We start from the raw sequence: 25942 nt of genomic DNA, 5'->3' as shown, positions 1-25942 counted from the left end.
TGACGCCCTTCTCCGTGGGCGCGGGGGCGCAATGGGGCACGATGGGCGCATGGAGCGATCCGAGGGAGTTGCGGTGAAGGATCCGGTGCTGGTCTTCGACGGGGACTGCGCGTTCTGCACGACGTGCGCGGGCTGGGCGGAGCGGTACCTGCGGCAGACGCTGGCCTCGGGGGGCTGGGAGGCGGTGCCGTTCCAGTTCGCGGACCTGGCGGAGCTGGACGCGCTGGCCGGCGGGCGCGGCGAGGTGTCCTGGGAGCGGGCCGAGCGTGAGGTGCTGTGGGTGACGCCGGCGGGCCGGGTGTACGGCGGTGCGCAGGCGGTGGCGCGGCTGCTGATGCGCTCGGGCGGGGCGTGGGCGTACCTGGGCGGGCTGCTGGCGCTGGCACCGGTGCGGCCGGTGGCGGGTGTGGTCTACCGCTGGGTGGCGGCGAACCGGCACCGGATGCCGGGTGGGACGCCGGCCTGTTCGCTGCCGCAGGCCCAGCGCCCGGCCGGCTGATCCTGCCCGCCCGCTCGGCTGATCCGGCCCCCGCCCGCCCGGCCGGTCCGCCGGACGGGCCTAGCGGGTGTCGGTGTAGCGGGCGGCGAGGGCGGCGGGCATGGGTTCGTGGCGCACGTGGGCGCGGGTGAACTCGGCGGTGCCGTGGGTGAGCGAGCGCAGGTCGACGGGGTAGCGGACGAGTTCGAGTTCGGGGACCTCGGCGCGCAGCAGGGTGAGGCCGGGGCCGCCGGTCTCGGTGCCGAGGACGCGGCCGCGGCGGGCGGAGAGGTCGGTGAGGACGGCGCCGAGGTAGTCGTCGGGGAGCAGGACGCTGACGGCGGCGACGGGTTCGAGCAGCCGGATGACGGCGTGTTCGGCGGCGTCGCGCAGGGCGAGGGCGGCGGCGTTCTGGAAGGCGGAGTCGGAGGAGTCGACGGAGTGCGCCTTGCCGTCGGTGAGGGTGACCCGGACGTCGACGAGCGGGTAGCCGGTGGAGACGCCCTTGGCGAGTTGGGCGCGGACGCCCTTCTCGACGGAGGGGATGAAGTGCTTGGGGACGGCGCCGCCGACGACGTGTTCCTGGAACTCGAAGCCGGAGCCGGCCGGGAGGGGTTCGACTTCGAGGTCGCAGATGGCGTACTGGCCGTGGCCGCCGGACTGTTTGACCAGCCGGCCGTGGCCGGCGGCGGCGGTGCCGAAGGTCTCGCGGAGGGCGACCTTGGGTTCGACGGTGTCGACGTGGACGCCGTGCCGGCCGCGGAGGCGGTCGAGGACGACCTCGGCGTGGGCCTCGCCGGTGCACCAGAGGACCAGTTGGTGGGTGTCGGGGTTCTGTTCCAGGCGCAGGGCCGGGTCTTCGGCGGCGAGCCGGGCGAGGGCCTGGGAGAGCTTGTCGTCGTCGGCCTTGCTGTGGGCTTCGACGGCGATCGGCAGCAGGGCCTCGGGGACGGTCCAGGCCTCGAGCTTCACCGGGTGGCCGGGTTCGTGGACGGTGTCGCCGGCGCGGGCGGAGGTGAGCTTGGCGGCGCAGACGAGGTCGCCGGCGACGGCGTGCGGGACGGTGCGCTGGAGCTTGCCGAAGGGGCTGGTGAGGCCGGTGACGCGTTCGTCGCCGTCCTGGTCGGTGGGGTGCTCGGGGCCGGTGAGGTGGATCCGGGTGTCGGGGCGCAGGGTGCCGGCGTAGACGCGCAGCAGGCTGATCCGGCCGACGTAGGCGTCGCCGGTGACGCGGATGACCTGGGCGGCGAGCGGGGCGTCGGGGTCGCACTCGGGGGCGGGGCGGGTGCGTTCGGTGGGGTCGGGGAACGTGGTGGTGATGAGGTCGAGGAGTTCGGTGGCGCCGAGGCCGCTCTCGCTGGTGGGGACGGCGGGGTGGAGGGCGCAGGCGAGGACTTCGCGGCGCATGCCGGCTTCGAGGGCGTCGGTGTCGAGGGGCTCGCCGGCGAGGTAGCGCTCCATGAGGGCGTCGTCCTGGCCGGAGATGGCTTCGACGAGGCTTTCCCGGGCGGGACCGGTGTCGGGGAGCGGGTCGGCCTGGCCGTAGGTGTGGCCGGTGAGGAGGTCGACGCTGCCGTCGGGGTGGCCGTCGTGGCGGATGGGGAGGAAGAGCGGGCGCAGGGTGTCCGGTCCGAGGCCGAAGGCGTCGTGGCAGGCGGTGAGGATGTCGTCGAAGCTGCCGCGGGCGATGTCGAGTTTGGCGACGGCGATGGCGCGCGGGATGCCTTCGGCGGCGCACTCGCGCCAGAGGGCGCGGGTCGGAGCGGTGACCGGGTCGGTGGCGGAGACGACGAAGACGGCGCCGTCGGCGGCGTGCAGGGCGGCCCGGAGGTCGGCGGTGAAGTCGGGGTGGCCGGGCGGGTCGAGCAGGTTGACCTTGATGCCGTTCCATTCGAGGGGGAGCAGCGAGAGCTGGACGGAGCGTTGCTGCTGGTGCTCGATCTCCTCGTGGTCGGAGACGGTGTTGCCGTCGGTGACGCGGCCGGCGCGGCCGATGGCCCCGGCGGCGAGGGCGAGGGATTCGGCGAGGGTGGTCTTGCCCACGCCGCTGCAGCCGATGAGGACGACGTTGCGCAGTTGGCCTGGGCCGGTGACGGTGGGCGCCTGGCCGGCTCGTGCGGTGCTGCGGTCGGGCATCGGGGTCTCCTCCCGTCGCGCCGGGGGTGTCGTGAAAAGTCTAGGTGCGGTGTCGGCGGGGCGCCGGGTCGCGGCGCGCGGGAGGGCGGCCCCGGTGACCGTGCGTGTGCGTCCGTGCGCCGAGGGTGCCGGGTGGGCGGGGTGCCGGGGGCGGTGGGCGGTGCGGTGCGGCGGAGGGTGTCGTCGGCGTGGCTACGATGGGTGCGCCGGTTGGGCTGATCCAGTCGGCCGTCTGCCGCGCTACCCGCCGCAGGCGGGTACCAGGGAGATCGGAGCGGTCGGGAAGGCCATGCTCAACAAATACGCGCGTGCCTTCTTCACACGTGTCCTGACCCCGTTCGCCGCGTTCCTGATCCGGCTGGGTGTGAGCCCGGACGCCGTGACCCTGATCGGTACCGCCGGTTCGGTGGCGGGTGCGCTGGTGTTCTTCCCGCGCGGGGAGTTCTTCTGGGGCACCATCACGATCACGCTGTTCATCTTCTCGGACCTGGTGGACGGGAACATGGCCCGGCAGCTGGGCCGGTCCACCAAGTGGGGTGCGTTCCTGGACTCCACGCTGGACCGGGTGGCGGACGCGGCGATCTTCGGCGGTCTGGCGATGTGGTACGCGGGGGAGGGCGACAACAACCTGCTCTGCGCGGTGGCGATCTTCTGCCTGGCGAGTGGTCTGGTGGTGTCGTACACCAAGGCGCGGGCGGAGAGCCAGGGCCTGCCGTGTGACGTGTCGGGGCTGGTGGAGCGGGCCGAGCGGCTGGTGATCAGCCTGGTGGCGGCCGGGGTGGCCGGTCTGCACGCGTTCGGCGTGCCGTACGTGGAGTGGCTGCTGCCGGTGGCGCTGTGGCTGGTCGCGGCGGGCAGTCTGGTGACGGTGTTCCAGCGGATGCTGACGGTGCGCCGGGAGGCGTTCGAGGCCGACCGAGTGGCGGCCGGGAGCTGAAGGGGGGCGGGCCTGCGGTGAAGGACCGACTGGTGTACTCGGCGTACGCGCTGGGCTGGGCGGCGTTGAAGCACCTGCCCGAGCCGGTCGCGCGCGGTCTGTTCGACGGGCTCGCCGACTTCGCGTGGCGCAAGCGCGGCAAGCGGGTGCTGCAGCTGGAGGCGAATCTGCTGCGGGTGCGCCCGGGGGTGGACGAGGCCGGGCTGCGGGAGCTGTCGCGGGCCGGGATGCGCTCGTACCTGAGGTACTGGATGGAGTCGTTCCGGCTGCCGGTGTGGAGCCGGGAGCGGGTGGCCCGGGATGTCCGGGTGGAGGGCTTCGAGCACCTTCGGGCGGCGATGGAGTCCGGTCGCGGTGCGGTGATAGCGCTGCCGCACATGGGCAACTGGGACCTCGCGGGGGCCTGGGTGGCGCTGGAGGGGTACCCGTTCACGACGGTCGCCGAGCGGCTGAAGCCGGAGGAGCTGTTCGACCGGTTCGTGGCGTTCCGTGAGGGCCTCGGCATGGAGGTGCTGGCGCTGACGGGCGGCGGGGTCAGCGTGGTCGGCACGCTGGCGCGGCGGCTCCGTGAGGGGCGGCTGGTCTGCCTGGTGGGTGACCGGGACCTCTCGGAGGCCGGGATCGAGGTGTCCTTCTTCGGCGAGGCGACGAGGATGCCGGCCGGCCCGGCGGCGCTGTGCCAGCGGACCGGGGCGGCGCTGCTGCCGGTGACGCTCTGGTACGACGGTCCGGTGATGCGGGCGCGGATCCACCCGGAGGTCCCGGTGCCGGCCGAGGGGGACCGGGAGGAGCGGACCCGGGCGATGGTGCAGGAGATGGCGGGGGTCTGGGAGCTGGGGATCCGGGAGCACCCGGAGGACTGGCACATGCTGCAGCGGTTCTGGCTCGCCGACCTGCCGGTCCGTGCGACGGTGGAGGCGCCGGCCGCGCGGCGGGCGGCCCGCCCGGCCGGGGCCGCGGAGCCGGCCGGCGAGCCCGCCGCCGAGGCCTCCGGGTCCTGATCCCGCCGCCCGTCGAGGCGCCCGTCCCGAGAGGTCGAGGCGCCCGTCCCGAGAAAACGTGAGGAACCAGTGAAGATCGGCATCGTCTGCCCGTACGACTGGGACGTCCCCGGCGGGGTGCAGTTCCACATCCGGGACCTGGCCGAGCACCTGATCGGCCTGGGCCACGAGGTGTCGGTGCTGGCGCCGGCGGAGGACGACGACGCGCTGCCGCCGTACGTGGTCTCGGCCGGGCGGGCGGTGGCGGTCCCGTACAACGGGTCCGTGGCGCGGCTGAGCTTCGGCATCCTGTCCGCGGCGCGGGTGCGGCGGTGGCTGAACGAGGGCCGCTTCGACATCCTGCACGTGCACGAGCCGGCCTCGCCGAGCCTGTCGATGCTGGCCGCCTGGTCGGCGTCCGGGCCGATGGTCGGCACCTTCCACACCTCGAACCCGCGCTCGCGGGCGATGATCGCGGCCTCGCCGATCCTCCAGCCGGGGCTGGAGAAGATGCGGGCGCGGATCGCGGTGAGCGAGTACGCCCGGCGGACCCTGGTCGAGCACCTCGGCGGGGACGCGGTGGTGATCCCCAACGGGGTGGACGTCGGCTTCTTCGCCGAGGCCGAGCCGGACCCGCGGTGGACCGGCGGCGCGGCCGCGGGCGAACCCGGCACGATCGGCTTCATCGGCCGGATCAACGAGCCGCGCAAGGGCCTGCCGACGCTGCTGGCGGCGCTGCCGGCGATCCTGGCGGAGCGGCCCGGCGTGCGGCTGCTGGTGGCCGGCAAGGGGGACGAGGAGGAGGCGGTCGCCGGGCTGGCGCCGGAGGTCCGCCGGCAGGTGGAGTTCCTCGGCATGGTCAGCGACCGGGACAAGGCCCGGCTGCTGCGCAGCGTCGACCTGTACGTGGCGCCGAACACCGGCGGCGAGAGCTTCGGGATCATCCTGGTCGAGGCGATGTCGGCGGGCGCGCCGGTGCTGGCCAGCGATCTGGACGCGTTCAAGCAGGTGCTGGACGGCGGTGACGCGGGCGAGCTGTTCCCGGTGGAGGACGCGGACGCGCTGGCCGGGGCGGCGCTGCGGCTGCTGGGCGACCCGGGCCGGCTGGAGGAGCTGCGCAAGGCCGCGTCCCGGCACGTCCGGCGCTTCGACTGGTCGACGGTCGGCGCGGACATCCTGGCGGTGTACGAGACGGTGACGGCGGGCGCGGCGGCGGTGGTCGGGGAGGACGAGCGGGGCGGGCGGCGCGGCCGGTTCGGGCTGGCCCGGGACTGACGTCCGCCGCCGGGCGCGGCCGGGCGGGAATCCCCGGCGGCCGCGCGGGGTTGGGGGTGTCCCGGACCGTACCGATCACCCTGACCCCTGGAGGCACCGATGCCGCAGATCTCCGTCGACTACTCGCCCGAGCTGGCCGGCGCGTTCGACCGCCGTGAGCTGGGCCTGGCCATCAACCGGCTCGCCGTGGAGACCATCGACGCGAAGCCCGAGGCCTGCAAGACGATCTTCCGCGAGGTGCGGGGCCTCGTGGTGGGCGACAGCGAGGGCCCGGACACCCAGGTGTACGTGGAGTTCCAGATCTTCCCGGGCCGCACCCCGGAGGCCAAGGCGGCGCTGAGCGACGCCGTGCAGGCGCTGCTGGCGGAGAAGGTGACCCCGGTGCCGGGCACCCGGCTGTTCACGGCGGTGAACATCTCGGACATCGACCGCGGCAGCTACCGCAGCGCGACCATCGGCGGCTGAACCGCGGGCACCCGGTAGCGTAGCGCCCCGTGACTACCTGGATCTGGGCCGGCGTGGCCGTGGTGCTGTTCGGCATGTACCTGAGTTGGACGGCCGGGCGGCTGGACCGGTTGCACGCCCGGATCGACGCCGCCCGCGCGGCGCTGGACGCGCAGCTGGTCCGCCGGGCGTCGGTGGCGATCGAGCTGGCCACCTCCTCGCTGCTGGACCCGGCGGCCTCGCTGCTGCTGCTGGACGCCGCGCACGCGGCCCGGCAGGCCGAGGACGAGGAGCGCGAGGTCGCGGAGAGCCGGCTCAGCATGGCGCTGCGGGCGGTGCTGGCCGAGCCGGAGCAGGTGGCCGTGCTGGTGGCCGAGCCGGGGGGCGAGGAGGCGGTGCGGGACCTCACCGCGGCGGTGCGCCGGGTGCCGATGGCCCGGCGGTTCCACAACGACGCGGTGCGGGCGGCCCGGGCGGTGCGGGAGCACCGGCTGGTGCGCTACTTCCGGCTGGCGGGCAAGGCGCCGTTCCCGATGGCGTTCGAGATGGATGACGCGCCGCCGCCGGCGCTCACCCCGGAGGGCGCTCCGGCGTAGACGAACGATGGTCCGGATACGGCCCCTTTGTCGTATCCCGGCGATCGGTCTGGACTTGATGGAGCATGAAGTGGCCCGTTTTTCTGCCTAACATAGGGCGATAGCACTGGTTCATCTTCGAGTGAGGTCTCACGTGTCCACCAGCCCCACCACCGCAGACCAGCCGCAGATCGGTACCGCCCGGGTGAAGCGCGGCATGGCCGAGCAGCTCAAGGGCGGTGTGATCATGGACGTGGTCAACGCCGAGCAGGCCAAGATCGCCGAGGACGCCGGCGCTGTCGCCGTCATGGCGCTCGAGCGGGTCCCGGCCGACATCCGCAAGGACGGCGGCGTCGCCCGCATGTCGGACCCGAACATGATCGAGGAGATCATCGACGCGGTCTCGATCCCGGTCATGGCCAAGTCCCGGATCGGCCACTTCGTCGAGGCCCAGGTCCTGCAGTCGCTCGGCGTCGACTACATCGACGAGTCCGAGGTGCTGACCCCGGCCGACGAGGTCAACCACTCCGACAAGTGGGCGTTCACCACCCCCTTCGTCTGTGGCGCCACCAACCTGGGCGAGGCCCTGCGCCGCATCGCCGAGGGTGCGGCCATGATCCGCTCCAAGGGTGAGGCCGGCACCGGCAACGTCGTCGAGGCCGTCCGCCACCTGCGCCAGATCAAGAACGAGATCGGCCACCTGCGCGCCCTGGACCACAACGAGCTGTACGCCGCCGCCAAGGAGCTGCGCGCCCCGTACGAGCTGGTCAAGGAGGTCGCCGAGCTCGGCAAGCTGCCGGTCGTGCTGTTCTCCGCCGGTGGTGTGGCCACCCCGGCCGACGCCGCGCTGATGCGCCAGCTGGGCGCCGAGGGCGTCTTCGTCGGCTCCGGCATCTTCAAGTCGGGCGACCCGGCCAAGCGTGCCGCCGCGATCGTGAAGGCCACCACCTTCTTCGACGACCCGAAGATCATCGCGGACGCCTCCCGCAACCTGGGCGAGGCCATGGTCGGCATCAACTGCGACACCCTGCCCGAGGCCGAGCGTTACGCCAACCGCGGCTGGTAGTCCCCGCCCGGCGGCCCGCTGCGCGGTGTGATCATCAGCGCGGCGGGCCGCTGCGCGTCGTCCGTACGAGAGTCTGAAGAGGTAGCAGAGTGTCCACTCCAGTCATCGGCGTCCTCGCCCTGCAGGGTGACGTCCGCGAGCACCTGGTCGCGCTGGCCGAGGCCGACGCGCTGGCCCGCCCGGTACGCCGTGCCGAGGAGCTGGCCGAGGTCGACGCGCTGGTGATCCCCGGCGGGGAGTCCACCACCATGTCCAAGCTGGCGCTGCTGTTCGGCGTCATGGAGCCGCTGCGCGAGCGGGTCGGCGCCGGCATGCCGGTGTACGGCACCTGCGCGGGCATGATCATGCTGGCCGACAAGATCCTGGACGGCCGTGACGACCAGGAGACCGTCGGCGGCATCGACATGACCGTGCGCCGCAACGCCTTCGGCCGCCAGAACGAGTCCTTCGAGTCCGGCATCGCCTTCAAGGGCCTGGACGACGCGCCGGTGCACGGCGTGTTCATCCGCGCCCCCTGGGTCGAGGCCGTGGGCGCGGGCGTCGAGGTGCTGGCCGAGCTGCCGGCCGCCGACGGTCCGGAGAGTCGGATCGTCGCCGTCCGCCAGGGCAACCTTCTGGCGACCTCGTTCCACCCCGAGCTGACCGGTGACCACCGGGTGCACGCCTACTTCGTGCGGATGGTCGAGGAGCACCTGGCCGCCTGAACGGCGCGGTGCTGACCGTGTGCGCTCCGCCGGTGACGACACCGGTAAGATCTCATCTGTTCAATTTCCATTGGCGACGTAAAGGAGCTGGCGATGTCCGGCCACTCTAAGTGGGCTACCACCAAGCACAAGAAGGCCGTGATCGACGCCAAGCGCGGCAAGCTCTTCGCCAAGATGATCAAGAACATCGAGGTGGCGGCGCGCACCGGCGGTCCCGACCCGGCCGGCAACCCGACCCTCTACGACGCCATCCAGAAGGCGAAGAAGAGCTCGGTCCCGATCGACAACATCAACCGCGCCGTCAAGCGCGGTGGCGGCCTGGAGGCCGGCGGCGCCGACTACCAGACCATCATGTACGAGGGCTACGGCCCGAACGGTGTCGCGGTGCTCATCGAGTGCCTCACCGACAACCGCAACCGTGCCGCCTCCGACGTGCGCGTCGCGATGACCCGCAACGGCGGCTCGATGGCCGACCCGGGTTCGGTGTCGTACCTGTTCACCCGCAAGGGTGTCGTCATCGTCCCCAAGGCCGACGGCGTGGACGAGGACAAGCTGTTCGAGGTCGTCCTCGACCAGGAGCCCGAGGAGATCAACGACCTCGGCGACTCCTTCGAGATCGTCTCCGAGGCGTCCAAGATGGTCGCCGTCCGCACCGCCCTGGTGGACGCCGGCGTCGACTACGACTCGGCCGAGGCCAACTTCCTCCCGAGCATGCAGGTCGAGCTGGACGTCGACGGCGCCCGCAAGATCCTGAAGCTGATCGACGCCCTGGAGGACAGCGACGACGTGCAGAACGTCTTCGCCAACTTCGACATCAGCGACGAGGTCGGTGCGCAGCTCGACGCCGAGTGACCGTTCGCACTCCCCGGCCCGGTGGTCCCGCGACCACCGGGCCGGTGTCGTCTGCGGCGTTGTCGGACCCGGGCGGTAGCCTTCGCAGGTCGCCGGGCACGGCGGCCGGCGAGCGGCCGATCACGGCGGATCACAGGGACGGGGCGTGGCGTGCGGGTACTGGGTGTGGACCCGGGGCTGACCAGGTGCGGGGTCGGCGTGGTCGAGGGTGCGCCCGGCCGGCCGCTGCGGATGGTCGGGGTCGGCGTGGTGCGCACCCCCGCCGAGGCGGAGATCGGGCCGCGGCTGCTCCTGGTCGAGCAGGGCATCGAGAGCTGGCTCGACGAGCACCGGCCGGACCTCGTCGCCGTCGAGCGGGTCTTCGCCCAGCACAACGTCCGGACGGTGATGGGCACCGCCCAGGCCAGCGCGGTCGCGATGCTCTGCGCGACGAGGCGGGGCATCCCCGTCACGCTGCACACCCCCAGCGAGGTGAAGGCCGCCGTCACCGGCTCCGGCCGGGCCGACAAGGCCCAGGTCACCGCCATGGTGCAGCGGCTGCTGCGGCTCGACGCCCCGCCCAAGCCGGCCGACGCCGCCGACGCGCTGGCGCTGGCCATCTGCCACATCTGGCGCGGCGGCGCGACGAACCGCATCGAGGCGGCCGTCCGGGCTGCCCGCGCCACCCCTCCCCAAGGCTCCACCCTGAAAGGAAGTAGCCGGTGATCGCCTTCGTCCAGGGTCCGGTCGCGGCCATCGCGGCCGGTGTCGCCGTCATCGAGGTCGGCGGGGTCGGCATGGCCGTGCAGTGCACGCCGAACACGCTGGCCGGTCTGCGACCGGGTGAGCCCGTCCGGCTCGCGACCTCGCTCGTGGTCCGGGAGGACTCGCTGACCCTCTTCGGTTTCGCGGACGACGACGAGCGGGCCGTCTTCGAGATCCTGCAGGCCGCGCCGGGCGTCGGCCCGAAGCTGGCACAGGCCATCCTCGGCGTGCACAGCCCCGACGAGCTGCGCGCCGCCGTCGCCGCCGGGAACGAGAAGGCGCTGGTGGCCGTGCCCGGCATCGGCAAGGCCAAGGCGGCCAAGCTGCTGCTGGAGTACAAGGACAAGCTGGGCGCCCCGCACGGCGCGGTGCCGGCGCAGAAGCCGATCGCGGCCGGGCCGGCGCCGTGGAGCGAGCAGCTGCACTCGGCCCTGACCGGCCTGGGGTACGCCCCGCGCGAGGCCGACGAGGCGGTCGTGGCCGTCACTCCGGAGGCGGAGGCCCAGCAGTCGCCGGACGTCGGCGCCCTGCTCAGGCTCGCCCTCCGCGGTCTCAACCGTTCCCGCTGAAGCCATCTGACGATCTGTCCGTTTGTCGACTTTGGAGCCCAAGCCGATGAGTTTTCACGACTCCGACCCGGCCGACCGGCTGGTGACGGCCGCCGCCGACGGTGAGGACCAGGCGGTCGAGGCGGCGCTGCGCCCCAAGCAGCTGGACGAGTTCATCGGCCAGGAGCGGGTGCGCGAGCAGCTGTCCCTGGTGCTCCAGGCGGCCCGCAAGCGCGGCACCGCGCCGGACCACGTCCTGCTCAGCGGCCCGCCCGGGCTCGGCAAGACCACCCTCTCCATGATCATCGCGGCCGAGCTGGGCGCCCCGATCCGGATCACCTCCGGGCCGGCCATCCAGCACGCGGGGGACCTCGCGGCGATCCTCTCCTCGCTCACCGAGGGCGAGGTGCTCTTCCTCGACGAGATCCACCGGATGTCCCGGCCCGCCGAGGAGATGCTCTACATGGCGATGGAGGACTTCCGGGTCGACGTGATCGTCGGCAAGGGCCCGGGCGCCACCGCCATCCCGCTGGAGCTGCCGCCGTTCACCCTGGTCGGCGCGACCACCCGGGCCGGCCTGCTGCCGCCGCCGCTGCGCGACCGCTTCGGCTTCACCGGCCACATGGAGTTCTACGCGCCGGCCGAGCTGCAGCGGGTGGTGCACCGCTCGGCGTCGCTGCTGGACGTCGAGATAGACCCGGCCGGGGCGGCCGAGATCGCCGGCCGCTCCCGGGGCACCCCGCGCATCGCCAACCGGCTGCTGCGCCGGGTCCGCGACTACGCGCAGGTCCGGCACGACGGCGTGGTCACCGCGGAGATCGCCGCCCAGGCGCTGGACGTCTACGAGGTGGACGCCCGCGGGCTGGACCGGCTGGACCGCGCGGTGCTGGACGCGCTGCTGCGGCTGTTCGGCGGCGGGCCGGTCGGTTTGTCGACACTGGCGGTCGCGGTGGGGGAGGAGGCCGAGACGGTCGAGGAGGTGGCCGAGCCCTTCCTGGTCCGCGAGGGCCTGCTCGCCCGCACCCCGCGCGGCCGGATCGCCACCGCCGCCGCGTGGCAGCACCTCGGGCTGACCCCGCCGCCGCAGACCCCGCCGGTCCAGACCACCCGGGGCGCGGGGGGCGCGGTGACGGCCCAGCCGGAGCTCTTCCCCGCCGACGAGGGCTGAACGGGTGACGCCGGGCCCGTCGGCGCGGGCCCGGGCCGGGGCCGGGCGGCGCGCCGCGCCCGGCGGGCAGGCCAGGGGAGAAGCCGCGGGAGAAGTCCGGGGAAACTGTGCAGGCCGAGGCTCGCCACTTTCGGCGGCAGGATGCGATGCTTGGCGTTGTCCGATCAGTTCGGGGTCGCCTAGACTCCGCCGGACCGCCCCTCTCACCTGACGGGCCGACCAATACCACACAGGCCGCCCGTCGGCGGCCCGTAAAGGACCCTGGCTGTATGAGCTTCATCATCCTTCTCCTCCCCGTCGTCGCGATCGTGCTCATGTTCCGGTCGCAGAAGAAGCGGCAGCAGCAGATGCAGCAGATGCAGACGTCGCTGGAGCCCGGGGCGGGCGTGCGCACCATTGGCGGCCTGTACGCGCAGGTGAAGGCGGTCAACGACGAGACCGTCGAGCTGGAGATCGCGCCGGGCGTGGTCACCCACTTCACCAAGAGCGCGATCGCGGCGGTCCTGGAGCCGGCGGAGTACGACGCGATCATCAACGGCCGCCCGGCCGAGGACGAGCTGCCCGAGGTCGCGGCCGAGGAGGCCGACGCCGAGCCGGCCGACGAGAAGCCGCTGACGCTCACCAAGGACGGCGCCGACAAGGCCGAGGCCGCCGAGGGCGGGGCTCCCGCGAGCAAGTAGTACGGTCGGGCACCAGCCCGGCCGCGCGGCACAGTGCCGCGAGCCCACAGGATCTCAGGGCCGCAGATCCGCCACGCCCCCGTCCAGCCACGAGCCGGACGGGGGTCCGGTAGGAGAGGTGGCATGGACAGGGAGAAACGAGCAAGGTGGCAACACCCAAGTCGCGCCCGCGCGACGGTTACCCGGGGCGGGCGCTGGCCCTCATCCTGGTGGTCACCGTCGGGTTGGTCGCCCTCATGTTCGGGACGGGCAACACCAAGCCCCGCCTCGGGATCGACCTCGCAGGCGGCACCAGCATCACGCTGAGCGCGAAGTCGACCGACCCCAAGGCGATCAACAAGTCCAACATGGACATCGCCACCGGGATCATCGAGCAGCGGGTCAACGGGATGGGTGTCTCCGAGGCGGAGGTCCAGACCCAGGGCGACCGGAACATCATCGTCAACATCCCCAAGGGCGGTGACAAGCAGAACGCGGCCGACCAGGTCGGCACCACCGCGAAGCTGTACTTCCGCCCGGTCCTCGCCCTGGCCCCGAGCGGCGTCCAGGCGCAGACCCCGAGCCCGGCCCCCTCGGCGAGCGGCAGCGCCGCCCCGAGCACGAGCCCCTCGGCCTCGCCCTCGACCGGCAGCACCGCCGCCGCGCCCAGCGCCACCGGCACCGCCAGCCCGACCAAGCAGGGCCGCCCGGTCGGCGAGGCGCTCGCCGCCAGCCCGTCCCCGACCGGCAGCGCCGTCCCCACCCCGAGCGCCACCGCCCCGGGCTCCGCCGCCGCGACCCCGGCCGCCACCGCCTCGGGCTCGGCCGCCGCCACTCCGAGCGCCGCCGCCACCGCCCCGACCACGCCGGACCTCTCGGCCGCGATGACCACGGGCACCGTGCCGCCGGAGCTGGCCGCCCAGTTCGCCGGCCTGGACTGCTCCAAGCCCGAGCAGCGCAACAAGAACTACCAGACCGACGAGGGCCGCCCGACCGTCGCCTGCACCCAGAAGGACGAGCGCGGCGTCTACTACAAGCTCGCCCTCGGCCCGGTCGCGGTCAACGGCTCGGACGTCTCCAAGGCGCAGGCCAGCATCGACACCCAGCAGGGCGCCGGCTGGCAGGTCCAGCTGCAGTTCAACGGCAAGGGCACCGACGCCTTCACCGCCGTCACCGGCAAGCTGGCCACCCAGCCCGACCCGGCCAACCAGTTCGCCATCGTGCTGGACGGCCAGGTCGTCTCCCACCCGTACGTGCGCAGCGCCATCCCCGGCGGCTCCGCCGTGATCTCGGGCAGCTTCACCCAGGCCGAGGCGCAGAACCTCGCCAACGTGCTGAGCTTCGGCGCCCTGCCGCTCGAGTTCACCACCGACGACGTCACCACCGTCTCCCCGCAGCTCGGTGGCGACCAGCTGGAGGCCGGCCTGATCGCCGGCGCCATCGGCATGCTGCTGGTGGTCGTCTACTCGCTGGTCTACTACCGCGGCCTCGGCCTGGTCTCGATCGCCGGTCTGATCGTCTCGGCGGCCCTGACCTACTCGATCATGAGCCTGCTCGGCGCCGGGATCGGCTTCGCGCTGAACCTGCCCGCCGTCTGCGGCGCGATCGTCGCGATCGGCATCACCGCGGACTCCTTCATCGTGTACTTCGAGCGCATCCGCGACGAGGTCCGCGAGGGCGCCCCGCTGCGCCCGGCCGTCCAGCGTGCCTGGCCGCGGGCCCGGCGCACCATCCTGGTATCGGACTTCGTGTCCTTCCTCTGTGCCGCGGTGCTCTACCTGGTCTCGGTCGGCAAGGTGCAGGGCTTCGCGTTCACGCTGGGTCTGACCACCGCGCTCGACGTCGTGGTGATCTTCCTGTTCACCAAGCCGCTGATCACGCTGCTGGCCCGCCGGAAGTTCTTCTCCGAGGGCCACCCGTGGTCCGGCCTGGACCCGAAGCGGCTGGGCGCCCGCCCGCCGCTGCGCAGCAGCCGCCGCCGTACCCCCTCGTCCGCCGCCGTGAAGGGGGCCTGACACCGTGTCACGCTTCTCCAATCTGGGCCACCGGCTCTACCAGGGCGAGGTCAGCTTCGACTTCGTCGGGCGCCGCAAGCTCTGGTACAGCATCTCCGGCGTGATCGTGCTGGTCGCGGCGATCGGCCTGGCCATGGGCCTGCACCTGGGCATCGAGTTCAAGGGCGGGTCGGTCTACACCGTCTCCAAGCCGGGGCTGAGCGTCTCCCAGGCGCAGGACGCGGCCGACAAGATCGTCTCCTCGCACCCGCTGGTGCAGTCGGTGGACGACGGCAAGAAGATCCGCATCCAGGTGTCGTCCGAGGACAACGTCTCCTCCTCGGTCTTCACGGACAAGCTCTCCAAGGAGATCGGCGTCCCGGTCGCGGAGATCGACACCCAGGTGATCGGCCCCAGCTGGGGTGAGCAGATCTCCAAGAAGGCCCTCACCGGCCTGATCATCTTCATGGTCCTGGTGACGGCCTACCTGGCGATCGCCTTCGAGTGGCGGATGGCGGTGGCCGCGCTGGTGGCCCTCATCCACGACCTCCTGATCACCATCGGGGTCTACGCCCTGGTGGGCTTCGAGGTCACCCCCGGTACGGTGATCGGCTTCCTGACCATCCTCGGGTACTCGCTCTACGACACGGTCGTCGTCTTCGACACCGTGAAGGAGAACACCAAGGGGCTCACCAAGCAGAACAAGCTCACCTACAGCGAGGCGGCCAACGCCGGCCTCAACCAGACCCTGGTGCGCTCGCTCAACACCACGGTGGTCGCCCTGCTCCCGGTGGCGGCGCTGCTGTTCATCGGTGGCGGCCTCCTGGGTGCCGGCACGCTGAACGACATCTCGCTCGCGCTGTTCATCGGCCTCGCCGCCGGCGCCTACTCCTCGATCTGCGTCGCCACCCCGCTGCTGGCGCAGCTCAAGGAGGAGCAGCCGGAGATGAAGGCGCTGCGCAAGCGCGTCCTCCAGCACCGGGCCGCGGCCGCCGCCAAGGCCGCCGCGACGCCGGAGGGCGAGGAGATCGCGGACGAGGACCTGCCGGCGGGTATGGTCGGTCAGCGCGGCCGGTCGGCCGGCACCTCGCGTGCCAAGGGCCGTCCGTCCACCAAGCGCTGAGCCCCTACCCCGAGGACAGGAACACCGTGACCACCGCCGACACCGCACTGGCCGAGCTGCTGAACAGCCGGATCCGGGACGTCCCGGACTACCCCAAGCCGGGTGTGCTGTTCAAGGACATCGCACCGCTGCTCGCCGACGCCGAGGCCTTCGGCGCCCTCACCCGGGCGCTGGCCCAGCGGGCGACGGAGCTCGGGGCGACCAAGGTGGTGGGCCTGGAGGCGCGCGGCTTCGTGCTGGCGGCCCCGGCGGCCTTCGCGGCCGGGCTCGGCTTCGTGCCGATCCGCAAGCAGGGCAAGCTGCCCGGCGAGGTGTTCCGCCGCTCGTACGAGCTGGAGTACGGCCAGGCGACGCTGGAGGTGCAGTGCGACGCCTTCGCGCCCGGTGAGCGGGTGCTGGTGGTGGACGACGTGCTGGCCACCGGCGGGACCATCGGCGCCTCGCTGGACCTCGTGAAGGAGGCCGGCGCCGAGCTGGCGGGCGTCGTGGTGCTGATGGAGCTGGGCTTCCTGGACGGCCGCGAGCGGCTGGCCGGGCACCTCGGCGGCGCGCCGCTGGAGACGCTGGTCACGGTCTGAGCCCCCGGGCAGGACGGACGGAGAGCGGCGGTCGGATCTTCCGGCCGCCGCTCTCCGCGTTCCCGGGAGCGGCCCGGGAAGCGCGCGGGGGCGGGCCGGGAGCGTGTCCGGGCCCGGGCGGCTGAACACCGGAGCGCCCGGCTCGGTACCATGAAGATTCATCCCCTCCCGGTTGTCCGTGAAGGTTCCAGCCGTACGAGGGGTCGGCCCGGTGCCCCGAGGAGTGTCCTTGCCCGACGAGGTTGTGCCCACGGCCGCAGCGGCCGCCCCCGAAAACCGTCCCACGCCCTCGGGGGCCACCCCGGCACGCCCGGCGCCGACCTCCTCGCGTCCGGTGGCTCCCGCGAGCCGCCCGTCCTCCACCGGCGGCATGCGCGCCCGGCTGGCCCGCCTCGGCGGCCAGCGCTCCAGCGTGCTCAACCCGGTGCTGGAGCCGCTGTTCCGCTCCATCCGGGCCAACGACCCGAAGGCCGACCCGGCGCTGCTGCGCGACATCGAGCGGGCCTACGCGGTCGCCGAGAAGTGGCACCGCGGGCAGAAGCGCAAGAGCGGCGACCCGTACATCACCCACCCGCTGGCGGTGGCCACCATCCTGGCCGAGCTCGGCATGGACGCCCCGACCCTGATGGCCGGGCTGCTGCACGACACCGTCGAGGACACCGACTACGGCCTGGAGACCCTGCGCAAGGACTTCGGGGACTCGGTGGCCCTGCTGGTCGACGGCGTCACCAAGCTGGACCGGGTCAAGTTCGGCGAGGCCGCGCAGGCCGAGACGGTCCGCAAGATGGTCGTCGCGATGGCCAAGGACCCGCGCGTCCTGGTGATCAAGCTGGCCGACCGCCTGCACAACATGCGCACCATGCGCTACCTCAAGCGGGAGAAGCAGGAGAAGAAGGCCCGCGAGACGCTGGAGATCTACGCCCCGCTGGCGCACCGGCTGGGCATGAACACCATCAAGTGGGAGCTGGAGGACCTCGCGTTCGCGATCCTCTACCCCAAGATGTACGACGAGATCGTCCGGCTGGTCGCCGAGCGCGCCCCCAAGCGGGACGAGTACCTGGCGACCGTCATCGACCAGGTCCAGGGGGACCTGCGCGGCGCCCGGATCACCGCCTCCGTCACCGGCCGGCCGAAGCACTACTACTCGGTCTACCAGAAGATGATCGTCCGGGGCCGGGACTTCGCCGAGATCTACGACCTGGTGGGCATCCGGGTCCTGGTCGACACCGTCCGCGACTGCTACGCGGCGCTGGGCACCATCCACGCGCGGTGGAACCCGGTGCCGGGGCGGTTCAAGGACTACATCGCGATGCCCAAGTTCAACATGTACCAGTCGCTGCACACCACGGTGATCGGTCCCGGCGGCAAGCCGGTCGAGCTGCAGATCCGCACCTTCGACATGCACCGCCGCGCCGAGTACGGCATCGCCGCGCACTGGAAGTACAAGCAGCGCGCGGTGGCCGGCGCCTCCAAGGTCCGCACCGACACCCCGACCCAGGCCCGCAAGGACGACAAGGCCGGCGCCGTCAACGAGATGGCCTGGCTGCGGCAGCTGCTGGACTGGCAGAAGGAGACCGAGGACCCGAGCGAGTTCCTGGAGTCGCTGCGCTTCGACCTCTCCAACAACGAGGTCTTCGTCTTCACGCCGAAGGGCGACGTCATAGCACTGCCCGCCGGCGCCACCCCGGTGGACTTCGCCTTCGCCGTCCACACCGAGGTCGGGTACCGCTGCATAGGGGCCCGGGTCAACGGGCGGCTGGTGCCGCTGGAGTCGACCCTGGAGAACGGCGACAGCGTCGAGGTCTTCACCTCCAAGGCGGAGAACGCCGGCCCCTCCCGGGACTGGCTGGGCTTCGTCAAGTCGCCGCGCGCCCGCAACAAGATCCGCGCCTGGTTCTCCAAGGAGCGCCGCGAGGAGGCGATCGAGCACGGCAAGGAGGCCATCGCCCGGGCGATGCGCAAGCAGGGCCTGCCGATCCAGCGGATCCTGACCGGCGACTCGCTGGTCACCCTGGCCCACGAGATGCGCTACCCCGACATCTCCTCGCTGTACGCGGCGATCGGTGAGGGCCACGTCGCGGCGCAGAACATCGTGCAGAAGCTGGTGCAGGCGCTCGGCGGCGAGGAGGGCGCCACCGAGGACCTCGCCGAGACCGCCACCCCGACCCACGACACCCGCCGGGCGGTCCGCCGCCGGGCCAAGGGCGACCCCGGGGTCATCGTCAAGGGAGTGGACGACGTCTGGGTCAAGCTCTCGCGCTGCTGCACGCCGGTGCCGGGCGACCCGATCGTCGGCTTCGTCACCCGCGGCAACGGCGTCTCGGTGCACCGCGCCGACTGCGTCAACGTGGAGGCGCTCAGCCAGCAGCCCGAGCGGATGATCGACGTCGAGTGGGCGGCCACCCAGTCGTCCGTCTTCCTGGTGGCCATCCAGGTGGAGGCGCTGGACCGCTCCCGGCTGCTCTCGGACGTCACCCGGGTCCTCTCCGACCAGCACGTCAACATCCTGTCGGCGGCGGTGCAGACCTCCCGCGACCGGGTGGCGATGAGCCGCTTCACCTTCGAGATGGGCGACCCGAAGCACCTCGGGCACGTGCTCAAGGCGGTCCGCGGCGTCGAGGGCGTCTACGACGTCTACCGGGTCACCTCGGCCCGCAAGTAGCGGCGACGGCGAAGGGCCCCGGGGTTGCTCCCCGGGGCCCTTCGCCGTTCCGCTCGGGCTCGGCGGCGGATCAGCCGCTGAACTCCTCCTGGCTCTTGTGGGCCTGCTCCAGCAGGGTCTGCACGCCGGCCAGCTCGGACTCCAGCTTGGCGACCTTGCTCGCGTTGCCGGCCGCCCGGGCCTTGTCCAGGTCGGCCTGGATCTTGTCCGCCTTGGCCTGGAAGAGGCCGACCATGCCGGCGGCACGGGCCTTGGCCTCCGGGTTGGAGCGCTTCCACTCGGCGTCCTCGGCCTCGCGGATCGCCCGCTCGACCGCGTTCAGCCGGCCGTCCAGCTTCGGCCGGGCGTCGCGCGGCACGTGCCCGATCGCCTCCCAGCGCTCGTTGATGTCGCGCAGCGCGGCCTTGGCGGCCTTCAGGTCGGTGACCGGCAGGATCGCCTCGGCCTCGGCCGCCAGCGCCTCCTTGAGCTTCTGGTTGGCGACCTGCTCGGCGTCGCGCTCGCTGAACACGGCGGACCGGGCCTGGAAGAAGACGTCCTGGGCGCCGCGGAACCGCGCCCACAGCTCGTCCTCGACGTCCCGCTGGGCGCGCCCGGCGGCCTTCCAGCGCGCCATCAGGTCGCGGTAGCGGGCCGCCGTCTCGCCCCACTCGGTGGACGAGGACAGCGCCTCCGCCTCGGTGACCAGCCGCTCCTTGACGGCCCGGGCCTGCTCGCGCTCGGCGTCCAGGGTCGCGAAGTGCGCCTTGCGGTGCTTGGAGAAGACCGAGCGGGCGTGCGAGAAGCGGTGCCACAGCTCGTCGTCGCTCTTGCGGTCCAGCCGCGGCAGGCCCTTCCAGGTGTCCACCAGCGCGCGCAGCCGGTCGCCGGCCTCCCGCCACTGGGTGGACTCGGCGAGGCGCTCGGCCTCGGAGACCAGCGCCTCCTTGGCGGCCCGGGTCTCGTCCTGGGCCTTGGCGCGGGCCGCCTTGCGCTCCTCGCGACGGCTCTCGATCTCACCGGCGAGCGTGTCCAGCCGCTTGGCCAGCGCGTCCAGGTCCCCGACCGCGTGCCCCTCGGCCACCTGCGCGCGCAGGTGCTCCAGCGCGGTCTGGGCGTCCTTGGCGGCCAGGTCGGTGGTGCGCACCCGCTTCTCCAGCAGGCCGATCTCCACCTCGATGCCCTGGTACTTGCGCTCGAAGTAGGCGAGGGCCTCCTCGGGCGAGCCGGCCTGCCAGGAACCCACGACGCGTTCGCCGTCGGCCGTCCTGACGTAGACCGTGCCCTGCTCGTCGACACGGCCCCACGGGTCGCTGCTCATAGCGCGTCCTCCACATGACGTCGCGCCCGCGCCGGGGCGGTTACGCGTCCGTCGTCCACAGTTGATGTGCGGCGGACCGATGAGTCCGCCGTCCCCGTCCGCCGGGCGTTGCTTGCCGAGGGTGACGGCTAGGCGGATCGGGGCACCCTACACAACGCCAACATAGGCGACCGGGCCCGGTGCTGTCCGCATCCGGGCCGGGCGATTTCGGGCCGGGACCGCGCCGGGGCGCCTCGACGGCGCCCGCGGCACGGCCCCGGGACCGGTCAACCCTTCGCGGTGGTCACCGCGTTGAGGGTGACGTCGGCCATCGGGTGCCCGTCCGTGCGGCCCTCCAGGGTGCCCGCGGCGGCGATCTTCTGCAGCACGTCCAGGCCGCCGGTGATCTTGCCGAACGGGGTGTAGCTCGGGTCCAGCTTGGTGTCCTTGTAGACCAGGAAGAACTGGCTCCCGTTGGTGCCCGGGCCCGAGTTGGCCATCGCCACGGTGCCCGCCGGGTAGGTCGCGCCGGTCAGGTTCTCGTCGGCGAACTTGTAGCCGGGGCCGCCGGTGCCGCCCGGGTTGGTGGCACTGGCCGTCGGGTCGCCGCACTGCAGGACGTAGATGCCGCCCGTGGTCAGCCGGTGGCACTTGGTGTGGTCGAAGTACTGCTCGCCGGCCAGGAAGGCGAAGGAGTTGACCGTGTGCGGCGCCTTGGCCGCGTCCAGCGCGATCGTCACCTTGCCGCAGTTGGTCTCCAGCGTCGCGGTGTAGCTGCCGCCGTTGGCGATGGTCATGGCCGGCTCGGCCTGCCACTGCTTGCCGTTCGGCGCGCCCGGCGCCGGGTCGGCGCAGCCCTCGACCGGCTTGCGGGTCGGGGTGGTCGGCTCGGCGGCCGCGGTCGGCGCGGCCTGCGGGGTGGACCGGTCGTCCTTCCCGTCCTTCGAGTCGAAGGCGCCGGTGCCGACCAGCACGCCGCCGCCCGCGAGCACGACCACGGCGAGCGAGGCGCCGAGGATCGTGTTGCGGCGCTTGCGCGCGGCCCGGGCCTCGGCCCGGCGCTGCGCCTGCCGCTCGTACTTCTCGCGGGCGAGCTGCCGCCGCCGCTGTTCGCTGCTGACCACCGGCCGTGTCTCCTACGGATGTGCTGGACTCGTGTACGGATGCTGAAGCGGATCATCGCATCCATCGGCGGCCAAGTGTAGGTACCGCGGCTGTAAGAACGCGGTGAACCTGTCAGGACGAACCGGGCCCGTCGCCCCCATCTGGTTCGCAACCGGACCCGCGGCGCCGGTAGGCTGCGCTTACACCATCCCGTACAGCCGTAGACCGTCAAGCCGCCACTGCCGACCGAATCACGAAGGACGCGCGTGTTCATCGCCGGATTCCCCGCTGGAGCCTGGGGCACCAACTGCTACCTGGTCGCTCCGGCGCCGGGCGAGGAGTGCGTCATCGTCGACCCCGGCCACCAGGCCGCCCGCGGCGTCGACGAGCTGATCCGCGAGCACCGGCTGAAGCCCGTCGCGGTCGTGCTCACCCACGGGCACATCGACCACATCGCCTCGGTGGTCCCGGTCTGCGGCGCCAAGGGCGTCCCGGCCTGGATCCACCCCGAGGACCGCTACATGATGGCCGACCCGGAGAAGGCGCTCGGCCGCTCGCTCGGCACCCAGCTGATGGGTGAGCTCACCGTCGGCGAACCGGACGACGTGCGCGAGCTCACCGACGGCAGCGTGCTGGACCTGGCGGGCCTGGAGCTCACCGTCGACCACGCGCCCGGCCATACCAAGGGGTCGGTGACGTTCCGGACGCCCGGCGCCGAGGACCTCCCCCCGGTGCTCTTCTCGGGCGACCTGCTCTTCGCCGGCTCCATCGGGCGAACGGACCTCCCGGGCGGGGACAGCGAGGCGATCATGCGGTCGCTGGCCCGGGTGTGCCTGCCCCTCGACGACGCGACCGTGGTCCTCTCCGGCCACGGCGGACAGACCACCATCGGCCGTGAGCGCGCCACCAACCCCTACCTCAGGCAGGCGGCGGGAGCGCTCGGCGCTCCGGCCTTCCCGCGACGAGGAATGTGACGGAAGAGAAGTTGAGCACCTTCACCGCCCCCAAGGGCACCTACGACCTGCTGCCCCCCAGCTCCGCGACCTTCCTGGCGATCCGCGAGCGCCTCTCCGCGCCCGCCCGCCGGGCCGGCTACGGCTACATCGAGACGCCGGTCTTCGAGGACGTCAAGCTGTTCTCCCGCGGTGTCGGCGAGTCCACCGACATCGTCACCAAGGAGATGTTCTCGCTCACCAAGCGCGGCAAGGAGGACCTCGCGCTGCGCCCGGAGGGCACCGCCTCGGTGCTGCGCGCCGCCCTCCAGGCCAACCTGCACAAGCTGGGCAACCTGCCGGTCAAGCTCTGGTACTCCGGCTCCTACTACCGCTACGAGCGCCCGCAGGCCGGCCGCTACCGCCAGTTCGCCCAGGTCGGCGCCGAGGCGATCGGCGCCGAGGACCCGGCGCTGGACGCCGAGCTGATCATCCTGGCCGACGACGCCTTCCGCTCGCTCGGCCTGAGCGACTACACGCTGCTGCTCAACAGCCTCGGCGACCGCAACTGCCGCCCGGTCTACCGCACCGCGCTGATCGAGTTCCTGGCCGGCCTGGACCTCGACGAGGACACCCGCCGCCGCGCCGAGATCAACCCGCTGCGCGTCCTGGACGACAAGCGCGAGTCGGTGCAGGCCCAGCTCGGCGGCGCCCCGATGCTGCGTGACTACCTGTGCGAGGACTGCAAGGCGTACGACGAGAAGGTCCGCGAGCTGCTCACCGCCAACGGCGTGGCCTTCACCGACGACCCGAAGCTGGTCCGCGGCCTGGACTACTACACCCGCACCACCTTCGAGTTCGTGCACAACGGCCTCGGCGCGCAGTCCGCGATCGGCGGCGGCGGCCGCTACGACGGCCTGTCCGAGATGATCGGCGGCCCGGCGCTGCCGTCCGTCGGCTGGGCCCTCGGCGTGGACCGCACCTACCTGGCGCTGGAGGCCGAGGGCGTCGTCCTCGACCTGCCGGCAGCGACCTCGGTGTACGCCGTCGCGCTCGGCGAGGAGGCCAAGAACGTCCTGTTCGCCAAGGTGGTCGAGCTGCGCCGGGCCGGCGTGGCCACCGACCTCGCCTTCGGCGTCAAGAGCATCAAGAACGCCATGAAGTCCGCCGACCGGTCCGGCGCCCGCTTCGCCCTGATCGCCGGGGACCGGGACCTCGCCGAGGGCGTCGTCCAGCTCAAGGACATGACCACCGGCGAGCAGAACCCCGTCGCCCTCGACGCACTCGTCACCACCCTGAAGGAGAAGCAGCTGTGATCCGCACGCACGACGCGGGCACGCTCCGCCCGGAGCACGCAGGCACCACCGTCACCCTGGCCGGCTGGGTCGCCCGCCGCCGCGACCACGGCGGCGTGGCCTTCATCGACCTGCGCGACGCCTCCGGCACCGTGCAGATCGTGGTCCGCGACCTGGACTCGGTGCACGGCCTGCGCGCCGAGTACTGCGTCAAGGTCGTCGGCGACGTCCGGGTGCGCCCCGAGGGCAACGAGAACCCGGACATCCCGACCGGCGCCGTCGAGGTCGTCGTCAGCGAGATCGAGGTGCTCTCCGAGGCCGCCCCGCTGCCCTTCCCGGTCGCCGAGTACGAGCCCGGCACGGTCAACGAGGAGGTCCGGCTGCGCTACCGCTACCTGGACCTCCGCCGCGAGGGCCCGGCCAAGGGACTGCGGCTGCGCTCCAAGGTCAACAACATCATCCGCCGGGTGATGGAGGAGAACGACTACCTCGACATCGAGACGCCGTACCTCACCCGTTCCACCCCCGAGGGCGCCCGCGACTTCCTCGTCCCGGTCCGCCTGCAGCCCGGCCACTGGTACGCGCTGCCGCAGTCGCCCCAGCTGTTCAAGCAGCTGCTGATGGTGGCCGGCATGGAGCGCTACTACCAGATCGCCCGCTGCTTCCGCGACGAGGACTTCCGCGCCGACCGCCAGCCGGAGTTCACCCAGCTGGACATCGAGGCCTCGTTCGTCGACCAGGAGGACGTCCTGGCCCTCGGTGAGAAGATCATCGGCTCGATCTGGCGCGACGTGCACGGGTACGAGATCCCGAACCCGCTGCCCCGGATGACCTACGCGGACGCCATGGCCCGCTACGGCTCCGACAAGCCGGACGTCCGCTTCGGCCAGGAACTCACCGACCTCACCGAGTACTTCAAGGGCACCGAGTTCCGCGTCTTCCAGGCCCCGTACGTCGGCGCCGTGGTCATGCCCGGCGGCGCCTCGCAGCCGCGCAAGGCGCTCGACGCCTGGCAGGACTGGGCCAAGGCGCGCGGCGCCCGCGGCCTGGCCTACGTCGTCATCGACGCCGAGACCGGCGAGCTGCGCGGCCCCGTCGCCAAGAACCTCTCCGAGGAGCACCTGGCCGGCCTGGCCGCCGCGGCCGGCGCCAAGAACGGCGACGCGATCTTCTTCGCGGCCGGCAAGCAGCGCCCCTCGCAGGAGCTGCTCGGCGCCGCCCGCCTGGAGATCGGCCGCCGCTGCGAGCTGATCGACGAGTCGCAGTGGGCCTTCCTCTGGGTCGTCGACTTCCCGATGTTCGAGCCGATCGAGGACGACAAGGGCGAGTTCCAGGGCTGGCACGCGGTGCACCACCCGTTCACCGCGCCGACCGCCGAGTCGCTGGCCACCTTCGACACCGACCCGGGCACGGCCCTGTCCAACGCCTACGACCTGGTACTCAACGGCTCCGAGCTGGGCGGCGGTTCGATCCGTATCCACCAGCGGGACGTGCAGAAGCGGGCGTTCGACGCGATCGGCCTCTCCGAGGAGGAGGCGGCCTCGCAGTTCGGCTTCCTGCTCGACGCCTTCAACTACGGCCCGCCGCCGCACGGTGGTGTCGCCTTCGGCCTCGACCGGATCGTCACGCTGCTGGGCGGGTACGACACCATCCGGGACGTCATCGCGTTCCCGAAGACGTCCACCGGCGGCGACCCGCTGACCGGTGCCCCCACCCCGATCACCCCGGCGCAGCGTCGCGAGGCCGGCGTCGACGCCCAGCCGAAGGTCCGCGAGGACGTCAAGTCCGAGGGCCAGCCCAAGGCCTGACGTTCCCTCGGCTAACCTTTCACGGCCCCGGACGGCTCAACAGCCGTCCGGGGCCGGTCCACAACGGTGTGCGACGGAGAGAGGCTCCCCCCATGACGGTCAGCACCAGAGTCGAGTGTCCGGACGACGCGCCCGCCACCAGACGGGTCCACATGGCCGCGTTCCCCGGCCCCGACGAGGCCGACCTGGTGGACGCGCTGCGCCGCGACCCCGCCTGGCTGCCCGGGCTCTCGCTGGTGGCGGTGGACGAGTCCGGCCTGGTGGTCGGCCACGCCCTGCTCACCCGGCTGCGGGTCGGCGACGGCCAGGGCCTGGCGCTCGCGCCGGTCGCGGTCGCCCCCGAGTGGCAGCGCAAGGGCGTCGGCGAGCTGGTGGTCCGGGCCGCGCTGACGGCCGCCGAGGAGGCCGGCGAGAAGCTCGTCGTGGTGCTCGGCGACCCGGGCTACTACGGCCGGTTCGGCTTCCTCCCGGCGCAGCGGCACGAGGTCACCGGTCCGTTCGAGGTGCCGGACGCGTACTTCCAGGCGCTCGCCCTGCCCGCGTACGACGGCGGGCCGCGCGGGCTCTGCCGCTACCCCGAGCCGTTCGACGAGGCCTGATC

24 protein-coding genes are annotated in these 25942 nt (G+C 72.5%); 21 read left to right on the top strand and 3 right to left on the bottom strand.

Annotated features, from left to right (window positions below; translation table 11 throughout):
* The first annotated feature begins 49 nt into the window (after positions 1–49).
* Positions 50–499, top strand: a complete 450-nt coding sequence (locus ACFVHB_RS12985; protein ID WP_380319630.1) for a thiol-disulfide oxidoreductase DCC family protein — start codon at positions 50–52, stop codon at positions 497–499.
* A 60-nt stretch (positions 500–559) separates the two neighbouring features.
* Here the strand turns inward: ACFVHB_RS12985 and ACFVHB_RS12980 are convergent, their stop codons facing one another.
* The gene (locus ACFVHB_RS12980) at positions 560–2614 is read right to left on the bottom strand and encodes an elongation factor G-like protein EF-G2 (protein WP_380319627.1); all 2055 of its coding nucleotides are present in this window, start codon (positions 2612–2614) and stop codon (positions 560–562) included.
* A 289-nt stretch (positions 2615–2903) separates the two neighbouring features.
* Here ACFVHB_RS12980 and pgsA point away from each other — a divergent pair, with 289 nt between their 5' ends.
* From pgsA to ACFVHB_RS12900, 16 genes are all read left to right on the top strand, one after another.
* Complete coding sequence (pgsA, locus tag ACFVHB_RS12975; RefSeq protein WP_380319624.1) at positions 2904–3551, top strand: phosphatidylinositol phosphate synthase; 648 nt, start codon at positions 2904–2906, stop codon at positions 3549–3551.
* Between the two features lie 17 nt (positions 3552–3568).
* On the top strand, positions 3569–4552 hold the full coding sequence (locus tag ACFVHB_RS12970) for a phosphatidylinositol mannoside acyltransferase (RefSeq protein ID WP_380319621.1): 984 nt from the start codon (positions 3569–3571) through the stop codon (positions 4550–4552).
* A 69-nt stretch (positions 4553–4621) separates the two neighbouring features.
* Positions 4622–5806 (top strand): glycosyltransferase family 4 protein, encoded by a 1185-nt coding sequence (locus ACFVHB_RS12965; RefSeq protein WP_380319618.1) that lies wholly within the window; start codon positions 4622–4624, stop codon positions 5804–5806.
* A gap of 99 nt (positions 5807–5905) precedes the next feature.
* The gene (locus tag ACFVHB_RS12960; protein WP_380319615.1) at positions 5906–6271 is read left to right on the top strand and encodes a 5-carboxymethyl-2-hydroxymuconate Delta-isomerase; all 366 of its coding nucleotides are present in this window, start codon (positions 5906–5908) and stop codon (positions 6269–6271) included.
* Between the two features lie 74 nt (positions 6272–6345).
* Positions 6346–6846, top strand: a complete 501-nt coding sequence (locus ACFVHB_RS12955; RefSeq protein WP_380319689.1) for a hypothetical protein — start codon at positions 6346–6348, stop codon at positions 6844–6846.
* Between the two features lie 133 nt (positions 6847–6979).
* Positions 6980–7891: a pyridoxal 5'-phosphate synthase lyase subunit PdxS gene (gene pdxS / locus ACFVHB_RS12950; RefSeq protein WP_380319613.1), complete on the top strand. Its 912-nt coding sequence runs from the start codon at positions 6980–6982 to the stop codon at positions 7889–7891.
* An 89-nt stretch (positions 7892–7980) separates the two neighbouring features.
* Positions 7981–8595, top strand: a complete 615-nt coding sequence (gene pdxT, locus ACFVHB_RS12945; RefSeq protein WP_380319610.1) for a pyridoxal 5'-phosphate synthase glutaminase subunit PdxT — start codon at positions 7981–7983, stop codon at positions 8593–8595.
* Positions 8596–8688: 93 nt separating this feature from the next.
* Positions 8689–9447, top strand: a complete 759-nt coding sequence (locus ACFVHB_RS12940) for a YebC/PmpR family DNA-binding transcriptional regulator (RefSeq protein WP_049651428.1) — start codon at positions 8689–8691, stop codon at positions 9445–9447.
* Between the two features lie 150 nt (positions 9448–9597).
* Complete coding sequence (ruvC, locus tag ACFVHB_RS12935; protein ID WP_380319607.1) at positions 9598–10152, top strand: crossover junction endodeoxyribonuclease RuvC; 555 nt, start codon at positions 9598–9600, stop codon at positions 10150–10152.
* Positions 10149–10760, top strand: coding sequence for a Holliday junction branch migration protein RuvA (gene ruvA / locus ACFVHB_RS12930; protein ID WP_380319604.1), 612 nt, complete (start codon positions 10149–10151; stop codon positions 10758–10760). The genes ruvC and ruvA overlap by 4 nt, the downstream gene beginning before the upstream one ends.
* 46 nt (positions 10761–10806) lie before the next feature.
* Positions 10807–11907 (top strand): Holliday junction branch migration DNA helicase RuvB, encoded by a 1101-nt coding sequence (gene ruvB / locus ACFVHB_RS12925; protein ID WP_380319601.1) that lies wholly within the window; start codon positions 10807–10809, stop codon positions 11905–11907.
* A gap of 269 nt (positions 11908–12176) precedes the next feature.
* Positions 12177–12587, top strand: a complete 411-nt coding sequence (gene yajC, locus ACFVHB_RS12920; protein ID WP_380319598.1) for a preprotein translocase subunit YajC — start codon at positions 12177–12179, stop codon at positions 12585–12587.
* Positions 12588–12733: 146 nt separating this feature from the next.
* Positions 12734–14581 carry a protein translocase subunit SecD gene (gene secD / locus ACFVHB_RS12915; protein ID WP_380319595.1) on the top strand — a complete coding sequence of 616 codons (1848 nt, stop codon included), beginning with the start codon at positions 12734–12736 and terminating at the stop codon, positions 14579–14581.
* Positions 14582–14585: 4 nt separating this feature from the next.
* Positions 14586–15683: a protein translocase subunit SecF gene (gene secF / locus ACFVHB_RS12910; RefSeq protein ID WP_380319592.1), complete on the top strand. Its 1098-nt coding sequence runs from the start codon at positions 14586–14588 to the stop codon at positions 15681–15683.
* 26 nt (positions 15684–15709) lie between these two features.
* Positions 15710–16261 carry an adenine phosphoribosyltransferase gene (locus ACFVHB_RS12905; protein ID WP_380319589.1) on the top strand — a complete coding sequence of 184 codons (552 nt, stop codon included), beginning with the start codon at positions 15710–15712 and terminating at the stop codon, positions 16259–16261.
* A 223-nt stretch (positions 16262–16484) separates the two neighbouring features.
* Positions 16485–18923 (top strand): RelA/SpoT family protein, encoded by a 2439-nt coding sequence (locus tag ACFVHB_RS12900; RefSeq protein WP_380319586.1) that lies wholly within the window; start codon positions 16485–16487, stop codon positions 18921–18923.
* A gap of 70 nt (positions 18924–18993) precedes the next feature.
* Here the strand turns inward: ACFVHB_RS12900 and ACFVHB_RS12895 are convergent, their stop codons facing one another.
* Together ACFVHB_RS12895 and ACFVHB_RS12890 are read right to left on the bottom strand one after the other, a co-directional pair.
* A complete protein-coding gene (locus ACFVHB_RS12895) occupies positions 18994–20223 on the bottom strand; it encodes a DUF349 domain-containing protein (protein WP_380319583.1) in 1230 nt (409 codons plus the stop codon).
* A gap of 266 nt (positions 20224–20489) precedes the next feature.
* Positions 20490–21326 (bottom strand): peptidylprolyl isomerase, encoded by an 837-nt coding sequence (locus ACFVHB_RS12890; RefSeq protein WP_380319581.1) that lies wholly within the window; start codon positions 21324–21326, stop codon positions 20490–20492.
* A gap of 246 nt (positions 21327–21572) precedes the next feature.
* Here ACFVHB_RS12890 and ACFVHB_RS12885 point away from each other — a divergent pair, with 246 nt between their 5' ends.
* The 4 genes from ACFVHB_RS12885 to ACFVHB_RS12870 all read left to right on the top strand — a co-directional run bounded on the left by ACFVHB_RS12885 (position 21573) and on the right by ACFVHB_RS12870 (position 25940).
* A complete protein-coding gene (locus ACFVHB_RS12885) occupies positions 21573–22280 on the top strand; it encodes an MBL fold metallo-hydrolase (protein WP_380319578.1) in 708 nt (235 codons plus the stop codon).
* 11 nt (positions 22281–22291) lie between these two features.
* Entirely contained in the window at positions 22292–23554 is a 1263-nt protein-coding gene (gene hisS, locus ACFVHB_RS12880) for a histidine--tRNA ligase (protein WP_380319575.1), read from the top strand.
* Positions 23551–25341 carry an aspartate--tRNA ligase gene (aspS, locus tag ACFVHB_RS12875; protein WP_380319572.1) on the top strand — a complete coding sequence of 597 codons (1791 nt, stop codon included), beginning with the start codon at positions 23551–23553 and terminating at the stop codon, positions 25339–25341. Before hisS ends, aspS begins: the two co-directional genes overlap by 4 nt.
* 92 nt (positions 25342–25433) lie before the next feature.
* Complete coding sequence (locus ACFVHB_RS12870) at positions 25434–25940, top strand: GNAT family N-acetyltransferase (protein WP_380319569.1); 507 nt, start codon at positions 25434–25436, stop codon at positions 25938–25940.
* The last annotated feature ends 2 nt before the right edge of the window (positions 25941–25942 follow it).

The sequence above is a fragment of the Kitasatospora sp. NPDC127111 genome (genome assembly GCF_042677465.1).
Classification (GTDB): domain Bacteria; phylum Actinomycetota; class Actinomycetes; order Streptomycetales; family Streptomycetaceae; genus Kitasatospora.
Note: the sequence above shows the minus strand (reverse complement) of the source record. Positions and strands in the feature narration are given on the sequence as shown.